General features: G+C 40.7%; 2 protein-coding genes. Both read left to right on the top strand.

The window, feature by feature from the left end; genetic code table 11:
• The first annotated feature begins 39 nt into the window (after nt 1–39).
• Nucleotides 40–2,070 (top strand): DNA topoisomerase IV subunit B, encoded by a 2,031-nt coding sequence (parE, locus tag A5875_RS03920; RefSeq protein WP_088934625.1) that lies wholly within the window; start codon nt 40–42, stop codon nt 2,068–2,070.
• Between the two features lie 14 nt (nt 2,071–2,084).
• Complete coding sequence (gene parC, locus A5875_RS03925; protein WP_088932397.1) at nt 2,085–4,535, top strand: DNA topoisomerase IV subunit A; 2,451 nt, start codon at nt 2,085–2,087, stop codon at nt 4,533–4,535.
• The last annotated feature ends 14 nt before the right edge of the window (nt 4,536–4,549 follow it).

Raw genomic sequence — 4,549 nt, forward strand, 5'->3', positions numbered from 1 at the left:
GTTTAAAAGTAGAAGTAAGGAGTTGTAGGTTTGGCTAAGATGAACAACGAATACAATGACGCTTCGATCCAAGTTTTAGAGGGATTAGAGGCGGTTAGAAAACGACCAGGGATGTATATTGGTTCGACTGATAGTCGCGGTTTGCATCATTTGGTTTATGAGATCGTCGACAACGCTGTCGATGAAGCATTATCCGGCTATGGTAGTGAGATTGAAGTAACACTTCATCAGGATAATAGCGTAGAAGTGAGTGATAAAGGTCGTGGTATGCCAGTTGGTATGCATGCATCAGGAATTCCGACTGTAGAAGTAATTTTTACGATTCTTCATGCTGGCGGAAAATTCGGGCAAGAGGGCGGCTATAAAACTTCTGGTGGTCTGCACGGTGTTGGTGCCAGTGTTGTAAATGCTTTATCAGAATGGTTAAATGTAACAATCGTTCGAGACGGTGTCGAATATCGCGAAGAGTTTAAGGATGGCGGGAAACCTCAAGGCACGCTGGAAAAAATCGGAAAGACTCGTAAACCAAACGGGACCTCTGTACACTTTTTACCTGATGCTCAAATTTTCTCCACGTTAAACTTCTCTTATGAAACCTTATCAGAACGTTTACGAGAATCTGCCTTCCTATTGCGCGGTGTCAAGATTACTTTGACTGATCTGCGTGGTGAAGAAAAAGTCACGGAAACGTTTCATTTTGAAGAAGGAATCAAAGAATTCGTTGAATACTTAAATGAAGATAAAGATACATTGACACCCGTTGTTTATTTTTCTGGGGAACGTGATGGGATTGAAGTTGAATTTTCTTATCAATACAACGATGGGTATTCAGAGAACCTGCTTTCCTTTGTCAACAATGTACGGACAAAAGATGGCGGTACGCATGAATCAGGAATGAAGACGTCAATGACGAAAGCATTCAATGAATATGCGAGAAAAACTGGATTATTAAAAGAAAAAGATAAAAATTTAGAAGGATCAGATTTCCGTGAAGGACTCTCTGCGGTATTATCTGTTCGAATTCCAGAAAACTTGCTGCAGTTTGAAGGACAAACTAAAGAAAAATTAGGAACACCAGCGGCTCGTGGTGCAGTCGATAGTGTTATTGGCGAACAAATGGGCTTTTACTTGCAAGAAAATAGTGAGAACAGCCAAATGCTGGTTCGTAAAGCGGTCAAAGCTCGTGAAGCTCGTGAAGCAGCACGCAAGGCTCGTGAAGAAAGCCGAAACGGCAAGAAACGTAAAAAAGGCGAGTCTTTGCTTTCAGGAAAACTAACTCCAGCACAATCGAAAAATGCAGCTAGAAATGAGCTGTTTTTAGTCGAAGGAGACTCTGCCGGCGGTTCTGCTAAACAAGGACGCGATCGGAAATTCCAAGCAATCCTGCCGTTGCGAGGAAAAGTAATTAATACCGAGAAAGCTAAGATGCAGGATATTTTAAAGAACGAAGAAATAAATACGATGATTTATACAATTGGTGCAGGGGTCGGACCTGAATTTTCTATTGAAGATTGCAATTACGATAAAGTAATTATCATGACCGATGCGGATACCGATGGTGCCCATATCCAAGTCTTGCTATTAACCTTCTTTTATCGCTATATGAAACCTTTAATTGAAAATGGAAAAATCTATATAGCTTTGCCACCATTGTACAAGGTTTCAAAGGGTGCTGGGCGCAAGCAAGTCATTGAATATGCATGGACAGACGATGAGCTGCAGGACGTTACGAAAAAAGTGGGTAAAGGTTATATGCTGCAACGCTATAAAGGTCTTGGTGAAATGAACGCGGAGCAGTTATGGGAAACGACCATGGATCCTGAATACCGCACACTTGTCCGCGTACGGATCGATGATGCAGCGCAAGCTGAACGTCGTGTAACGACGTTAATGGGTGATAAAGTAGAACCTCGCCGTAAATGGATTGAAAATCACGTACAATTTACGTTAGAAGAAGATGGCAGTCTGCTAGATAACAAGGAAGATGTGCCGGTTGTACCAGTAGCGGAGCAACATGAATCAGAAGAAGCGGCTGATGAAGTAAAAATAATCAGCTTGTTTGATGAGTAGGAGGTGGTCAAATAATGGAGACTAAACATTCAATTCAAGAATTAACATTAGAAGAAGTAATGGGTGACCGTTTTGGCCGCTATTCAAAATATATTATTCAAGAGCGGGCTTTGCCGGATATTCGTGATGGTTTGAAACCAGTACAGCGTCGGATTTTATTTGCTATGAATAAAGACGGCAATACTTATGATAAGGGCTTTCGAAAATCAGCCAAGTCTGTCGGTAATATCATGGGTAACTATCATCCTCACGGAGACAGCTCAATCTATGAAGCGATGGTCCGAATGAGCCAAGATTGGAAGCTGCGTCAAGTTCTAATCGAGATGCACGGAAACAATGGTTCGATGGATGGTGATCCGCCGGCTGCGATGCGTTATACCGAAGCCCGCTTGTCTCAACTAAGCGGTGAGCTATTGAAAGATATCGAAAAAGATACGGTTGACCTAGTTTGGAACTTTGATGATACAGAAAAAGAACCAACAGTATTGCCAGCAGCGTATCCAAATCTTTTAGTCAACGGTTCAACAGGTATCTCGGCCGGATATGCGACTGAAATCCCTACGCATAACTTATCTGAGGTAATTGATGGTGCAATTTATTTAATCGATCATCCGAATGCTTCATTAGAAAAAATCATGGAATATATTCCAGGACCTGATTTTCCGACTGGCGGTATTTTGCAAGGAAAAGCGGAAATCAAAAAGGCTTACGAAACTGGCCGAGGCAAAGTCATTCTTCGTTCGAAAACATCGATCGAGCCATTAAAAGGCGGTAAACAGCAAATCGTCATTCATGAGATACCTTATGAAGTGAATAAAGCTGTTTTAGTCAAAAAAATGGATGAAATCCGTTTGAATAAAAAAATCGATGGTATCGCGGAGGTTCGAGATGAATCAGACCGGACTGGGTTGCAGGTAGTAGTTGAGCTTAAAAAAGACGCTAATGCAGAAGGTATTCTAAATTACTTGTTTAAAAATACTGACCTGCAGATTAATTACAATTTCAATATGGTAGCAATTGATAATATGACCCCGCGGCAAGTAGGCTTGAAACATATTTTGGAAAGCTACATTGGACATCGTAAGTCTGTGATTACTAAGCGCAGTCAATATGAACTTAACAAAGCAGAAAAGCGCCAGCATATTGTTGAAGGCTTAAAGAAAGCTTTGTCGATTCTTGATGAAGTGATAGCTACGATCCGCGGCAGTAAAGATAAAAAAGATGCTAAAACTAATTTAGTTAAACGTTTTGAATTCAGCGAAGAGCAAGCAGAAGCGATCGTGACTCTGCAATTGTATCGTCTGACCAATACCGATATTACTCAATTAGAAAAAGAAGCAGCGGAATTAGCTGGTGAGATCAAAGAATTACACTTGATCTTAAATAGTGAAAAAGAATTGCATAAAGTTATGAAGCAAGAACTACGCCAAATCAAAAAGAACTACGGAAATGATCGTATGACGCAAATTGAGGATGAAATCAGTGAAATCAAGATCGAGACAGAAGTACTGATTGCTCAAGAAGACGTGATTGTAACCTTAACAAAAGAAGGGTACTTAAAACGCAGCAGCTTACGTTCATACAATGCGTCACGTCCTGATGAACATGGTATGAAAGATGGAGATTCAATTATTTTTATTGATAAGTTGAATACACTGGATCATTTGCTAATCTTGACGAACCATGGAAATATGATCTATCGACCTGTTCATGAAATCACTGAGCTAAAGTGGAAAGATGTCGGCGAGCACATCTCGCAAACGATCACTAATTTATCTATGACTGAAGAAATAATCGCAGCGTTTCCTTATAAAGAAATTGATGCGAATAAACTTTTTGTCTTCATGAGCAAAGAAGGTATGATCAAACAAACTCGAATGACAGAGTTTTCGCCTTGGCGTACCTATCGTAGTCGACCAACCACAGCTATGAAAATGAAAAGTGATACGGATCAAATCGTATCAGTCTTCCTAACCGATGAAGTTTGTGGCATGGATGTGTTCATTGCTTCGCATCGATCTTTCGGTTTGCGATATCCGTTAGAAGAAGTCCCAGTAGTAGGCTCAAAAGCAGCAGGAGTTAAGGCTATTAACCTTAAAGACGGTGATTTTGTAGTAGCGGGTGCTTTAGTTCCATCTGAAGGTGACTCACCAATTCTGTTACTAAGTCAGCGCGGAGCCGCCAAACGGATGCTTGCACAAGAATTGCCGCAATTAGGTCGAGCAAAACGCGGCTTGATGATTTTCCGCGAACTGAAGAAGAATCCGCATCGTCTGTCTTACATGACGACTGAAACAGAAGGAAAACTTATTTTAACGACTAGCAAAGGAATCGAAAAAGAGCTTGAGATTTCTAATGTTGCAATCAGTGATCGAATTTCAAATGGTACATTCGCGATTGATGAAAAGCAAGAAGGAGAGTTGTACTCAGTAGTTCAGACGCAAGAATTAACTGCTGATGATTAAACTCTGTATTATAT

It is taken from the genome of Enterococcus sp. 3H8_DIV0648, from assembly GCF_002140655.1.
GTDB lineage: Bacteria > Bacillota > Bacilli > Lactobacillales > Enterococcaceae > Enterococcus_A > Enterococcus_A hulanensis.

Coding starts and splice junctions, on each gene's coding strand:
- parE (WP_088934625.1), top strand. CDS start 40: ATGAACAACGAATACAATGACGCTTCGATCCAAGTTTTAGAGGGATTA.
- parC (WP_088932397.1), top strand. CDS start 2,085: ATGGAGACTAAACATTCAATTCAAGAATTAACATTAGAAGAAGTAATG.